Source organism: Methanococcoides sp., from assembly GCF_030594565.1.
Taxonomy (GTDB): domain Archaea; phylum Halobacteriota; class Methanosarcinia; order Methanosarcinales; family Methanosarcinaceae; genus Methanococcoides; species Methanococcoides seepicolus.
Genome location: NZ_JAUVEY010000150.1, coordinates 1 through 5,306 on the forward strand (window position 1 = coordinate 1; position 5,306 = coordinate 5,306).

Sequence of the window (5,306 nt, forward strand, 5' to 3'; positions counted from 1 at the left end):
CTTTTTAGAATCCAAAACTCCCCACATATGATCGATCGTTTTCTGGAACTGCAAAAAGATGTTGCCAGCACTCCAAAGGAAAAGTAAAAAACTGGTTATCAATCCAAAGGTCAGGGAACTTGTTTCCGGTAATTGATGGAAGAGCAGGTTTAATGAATTTATAATTTCGTCATCTGCAAAAGGTGAAACGTAATCGATAATTGTTGCCTGGAGTCGTTCCACTTTCAGGAACATTCCACCCAGGGATAATGAAAATAAAAGTAAGGAAGGAAGACTGAGTATTAAATAAAATGAGAGAGCTGCACTGAAAGATGTACCGTCATCAGCGTTCCACCTTCTAATAGTTCGTACAGTCATATCCCGGAGTTTTCCCATGAAAAGTAATGAACTTATATCTACAATTAGTTTCTGATAACAAAAATTTTGAGATTGGTTGATATTAAAAAAATCGAATGCAAAATTTAAGCGAATGATGAAACATCATCACATCTCAAAACTTCTCCCACACATGAGCTTTCAATGTAAACGGTTTATCAAACAGAACATTGACAAAGTAGCAGAGCGGACCAATCCAACAGTGTATTCATGCAGCGAACTCGAAACGCGGCAGGCTTGAGACCTGTTTCTCCTAACGGAGTGCATGGGTTAAGAAAGAGAAGAAACAACGTTTTTACTTTTTTTGCCCCACAACCTTTCTGGACGAAAAGTATTTAAGCCAAACCGCACAAGAATTTAATGGGAGTAACGGATCAGCGTTTTGCTGATGTGGAGCACATTGTAAACAGATCGTTTTACTGAAAAGGGGGAGAATATGCCAAAATTTGAAGTATATACTGACAAGAGTGGAAAATACAGGTTCAGGCTCAAAGCAAAGAATGGAGAGATAGTAGCAACAGGTCAGGGCTATGCGACCAAAGCAGGCTGCATGAATGGCATAAAGTCTGTCAAGAACAATGCCATGGATGCCGAGATAGTTGAGATTGAAACACCCTCTGAGGAAGAATAAGTTTTCATTCCGGATATCCGGAATGGACCATTAATCCTCTAACCATTTTTTATCATTTTTATCATTTTTATATTTTGAGATAGCTCAACCAGCATCCACGACAGCTCTTTTTCCTGAACTAACGGCAGGTCATACAATAGGCCACACAACAACAGATAACGATGATGCATTACGTGCAGCCCGTATCCTGCATATCCGCACCGGTATTGAACCTGTAAATGATCCCGCCGTGGATCATGAAATAGACATCTTTTAGAGGATCATGTATAACCCTTGCATCCATGTCTACGGCAGCATCCACAAGGTCCTGAAGAGAGGATAAGCCCACCTCTATCAATGAACCTACCTCAACAGGAAGACTGCCTTTGCTGATGAAATCCTTGAACTTGGCATGTTCGCTTTCCACCTCCAGCTGCCTGATATGTGAAAGAGGCACTTCCTCCTGTTTCCTGATCAGACCAAATAACAAGATCAGAACCATGCTTGAAAAGAATGAAAGAATAGGGAACACCAGCACTGAGATAGATGGTACATTTTTCACCTTTAGGGTCTCATAGTTATCAACAGTATTGCTAAAATCAAGATCCTGGGGAATCTGGTAGAATGAAGAACTGATAATAAGAGGCATGCTAAATTCTTCTACACCTTCGACATTCTTGCCGTTCACATTGCCATTATATGATACATATGTGACAACTTCGACCTTTGCACCCTGAGAGTAGCCGATCTCACTCTGCACATCCTTGATCTTTGATTGAATTTCAGGAACGTTCAGAGAGAAGTTATATGAGAATTCCCCTTTATTACCAGCCTCAAGCGGACCAGTTGTAACAGGATACTTCTTCTGCCAGAATACTTTGTCCTTCCCCCCCACATTGCCAGTGGTGGTGGCAACTACGAATGTATCACAATCCGCATCTATCTGCACAGAACCCATAGAATCAATTGCGTATGTGAAAAAAACGTCCATGGTCGGGGATACGCTGAAGAAGTATGCCGGCTGACCGGAATCCAGGATCTTACCCCGGGCATATATGGGATTTGAGAGAGTTACAGGCGCAATAAAATCATAATTGGCTGAATGTGTATATGATGAAGCTATGACCCGCTCATAATGGTATTGATTATTTTCCCTGTATTCCATACAGATCCAAGATACCGATAGAATAAGCAATACCCCAAGTATAACAGATATGATCCTGGTGTTCTGTAAAACCTGATTCCTGAGTTTAAGATATGTTACATTCAGTTCGATCCCTCAAATATACCGTTTTGCAATTAAATATGAGACTTTTAATATTATATATGAATTTATTGACTCTGTATGGCTGCCATATGAAATAAATTATCACATTAAATGAAATCTTCTCAAGCTTCGGGACACACGCCGGATAATCAAATTGATCCTAATTCCCTTTGTTTTTGTTTTCCTGAACCATAAAGAAATGGAAAGGACGATAGCAAGAGATGAATAGAGAACTATAATAAAGAATGCAGGAAGATATGGATCGATCTGAGCCAGTAAAATTATCCATAGTACCGGCAATACGTATGGTACCGAGGTCACGCCCACATCCATCGGACCAGATGAAGACATTACAACGGATTCATTCGTTCGGGGAATCACTGAATACCACGGTTCGATGGCAAGTCTTTGAGTAGTATCATCCGGCGTTATCACTGAAACAGATGAAAGATAACCATAGTTTTTGAAAACGTATTCTTCTTCAAGGGTAGTGTGCCCATTCCCACCCAGGTTTGGAAGAACAAGTGCCATCAAAAGCAGCAGGGAGATTAATGCAACCCCTCCGAGTACCCTGCCATGTACGACATTAGGCATCTGTCTTGTACGTTTCCTTTTTTCCCTTTCCATCTTGCGGGCACTGACAGGATTGCTGGCCTGGATTATCTTTTTGACCTCATCGAGGATCAGAACGGAAGCCGGTAGTATGATCGTGACTAAAAACAACAGTGAGTTCTTGCTCGCAGCAGGAAGGTAACCTGCAAAGGGTATGACAAAGACCATCTTGCCCACAAGTTTGGACGCCGGTACCAGATAATTATCCTGTTCCTCATTGGCATCACCCTTTGTCTGGAAGACACGCTCATCACCTTCCTCCATGGACATAACCCTGTGAGTTATCATGATGTTGGGGTCACCACCCGGGTCCAGAAAGCAGATCACATCGCCCAACTCGACCCCGTCAGCGTCTGCGGAGTTCACGACCACCATGTCGCCAACCCTCATCCCGGGGTGCATGCTCCCACTTAAGACAATGAGAAGCTGGGAAGAACCTGTGATTATGGGAAGTATGAAGTTAGTCCCCACTAACAGAGCAAGTATAAGAGCTACTGCCAGCAGGACGTTCTTCCTCATTTCACCACGTCAAACCAGACACTTTTGTTCGAACCATCTTCCATGATGAAATTGATCATGAAAGGACCTGAAACCTTACCATCAAAATGGAAACTGACCTTAGGAGAGGATTCCTTATTGAGAGTGAAATCATTGCATTCAAGGCGATCACCGGACAAATTACATCCACTGAATACTTCATTATTCCTAGTCTTGATCGACGTTATATTGGTCATATCCACATTGAAGAGATTCCAGCCAACATCCATCATTTCAATGGTTATTTTATCATCCCCGATATTCTTGAGAACTAACTCGAGTTTCGACTCATCACCATGACCTCTAAGCTTGGCTTTTGAGACATCAACCTCAAGGAAATCGACCTGAGTGTTCCAGACACCTGCAGTAACGGTATTTCCTGTGATGCGCTCTGTATCGCTGAAATATGAATAAGTACCACCAAATGATGTGAGAGATAATAACAATATACTGAAAATAATGACCTTTGTGATTGAATTCATTTTAAAGTCCCCCCACAGTCGAAGATACTGTATATCTCAGACGTAATAACAATTACGGCAGGAATGATGACCAACATAATAAGACCCTTCGAAGTGGAAGCAAATCTTGGCAGCCCGCCAAGGTATGGTATCTTTAAACGCATGATCCCCACAATGTCCTCCGGCTTCACCACGTAACTGTCAGCCACATCGTAGGCATCCCCTTTCGTCCTGTATCCATCTTTTGAAAATCCCACGATCCTGTGAGTTATAACCACCGGGTTATCCCTATCCTCCAGATAATGACAATAGGAGATAATATCACCCAACTCAGGACTACCGCTATCGACAGTATTTGCAACGACGATATCACTTGCCGTAATGGTTGGCTCCATACTGGTACCACTCACCATCATGAAATGCAACGAACCTGTTGGGACCATGGTCGCCATAATAGGCATTGCCACTGGAGACTTCGACATCGCTGAATGAGGCAAATGTCCCTGCTCCTGCCAGAAGAGATATCAGAGCGATTGAAAGAATCGCGGTAAATATTGTTTTCATATCACTACCTCTAAAAAAAAGAGTGGATTTAGAAAACCACTCAATTTATTTAGTTCTGCTCAACTCTGACAATCACGTCCACTGTGGAAAGGTCACCCTGATACTCATTGCCTGCATTAGCAACGAATGTCATGTCGATAGTAACATCAACTGAAGTAGTTCCCAGAGGTGAAGCACCATTAATCTCTACATCATCAGCAGCGTTGAGGTCATCAAGATCAAGATAGCTGTTTAAGTTAAGATCTGAGTAAAGACCAGAGATATCAGTTGCACCATATTTAATGGAGGTAATCTCAATCATCTCGCTGATGTCATATTTATCTGTACCATCTTCAGCAACAGTTTCAGGCTCGGTGTCAGCAGATGGTTCACTGTCAAGTACATCAAGTTTAAGGAATACTGAATTTGCAGCTATATTTCCACTGTTAGTAATGGTTATAGTCTCAGTATTTGCGTCACCAGGAGCTACAGGACCAAATGCAAAACTGTTGCTTATACCAATATCCAGAGTTCCTGCTGTGAATGTGTTACCTGCGCTTGTCTCTGTATCACTGAATGTTGCCCATGTACCTGCACCAGCGGATGCTGCCACCACGCCAATTAAAAGAAGGCTCAAAAATATGCTTTTGTTTACCATCGTACCACCTATTAATTTATAGACAAGGAATTTTTATGATATAGTTATTGGCGGATTACCGAGCATGATTTACTGATAATGAGAGATTACCAGCTTCAATACGCTTTGTGAATTAAAGATTTGGTAATCGTTCGTTAACAGGTTTAACATGTGGATACCTCTCACATCCTGATCTTTTTCATGTGGGTAAAGTGGGCAACTGATGAAATGAGGAATAACATGTCCACGAAGAATAGCCACTGG

8 protein-coding genes are annotated in these 5,306 nt (G+C 41.9%); 1 reads left to right on the forward strand and 7 read right to left on the reverse strand.

What is annotated here, in order from left to right; translation table 11 throughout:
• Positions 1-375: YhjD/YihY/BrkB family envelope integrity protein (locus QAS77_RS10360; RefSeq protein WP_331522638.1), on the reverse strand; the 375-nt coding region annotated here is incomplete at its 3' end.
• Positions 376-811: 436 nt separating this feature from the next.
• On the opposite strand from QAS77_RS10360, the gene QAS77_RS10365 reads away from it, so the two are divergent.
• Positions 812-1,006, forward strand: a complete 195-nt coding sequence (locus tag QAS77_RS10365) for a YegP family protein (RefSeq protein ID WP_250868463.1) — start codon at positions 812-814, stop codon at positions 1,004-1,006.
• A 169-nt stretch (positions 1,007-1,175) separates the two neighbouring features.
• Here QAS77_RS10365 and QAS77_RS10370 read toward each other — a convergent pair whose 3' ends face one another.
• From QAS77_RS10370 to QAS77_RS10395, 6 genes are all read right to left on the reverse strand, one after another.
• Positions 1,176-2,150 carry a DUF5305 domain-containing protein gene (locus QAS77_RS10370; protein WP_305065415.1) on the reverse strand — a complete coding sequence of 325 codons (975 nt, stop codon included), beginning with the start codon at positions 2,148-2,150 and terminating at the stop codon, positions 1,176-1,178.
• A gap of 204 nt (positions 2,151-2,354) precedes the next feature.
• On the reverse strand, positions 2,355-3,383 hold the full coding sequence (locus tag QAS77_RS10375) for a signal peptidase I (protein WP_250868465.1): 1,029 nt from the start codon (positions 3,381-3,383) through the stop codon (positions 2,355-2,357).
• On the reverse strand, positions 3,380-3,883 hold the full coding sequence (locus tag QAS77_RS10380) for a SipW-dependent-type signal peptide-containing protein (protein WP_305065417.1): 504 nt from the start codon (positions 3,881-3,883) through the stop codon (positions 3,380-3,382). The genes QAS77_RS10375 and QAS77_RS10380 overlap by 4 nt, the downstream gene beginning before the upstream one ends.
• On the reverse strand, positions 3,880-4,257 hold the full coding sequence (locus QAS77_RS10385; RefSeq protein WP_305065419.1) for a signal peptidase I: 378 nt from the start codon (positions 4,255-4,257) through the stop codon (positions 3,880-3,882). Before QAS77_RS10385 ends, QAS77_RS10380 begins: the two co-directional genes overlap by 4 nt.
• Positions 4,232-4,426 carry a SipW-dependent-type signal peptide-containing protein gene (locus QAS77_RS10390; RefSeq protein WP_305065420.1) on the reverse strand — a complete coding sequence of 65 codons (195 nt, stop codon included), beginning with the start codon at positions 4,424-4,426 and terminating at the stop codon, positions 4,232-4,234. Before QAS77_RS10390 ends, QAS77_RS10385 begins: the two co-directional genes overlap by 26 nt.
• A 49-nt stretch (positions 4,427-4,475) precedes the next feature.
• Complete coding sequence (locus QAS77_RS10395) at positions 4,476-5,063, reverse strand: TasA family protein (protein ID WP_305065421.1); 588 nt, start codon at positions 5,061-5,063, stop codon at positions 4,476-4,478.
• Between the last annotated feature and the right edge of the window lie 243 nt (positions 5,064-5,306).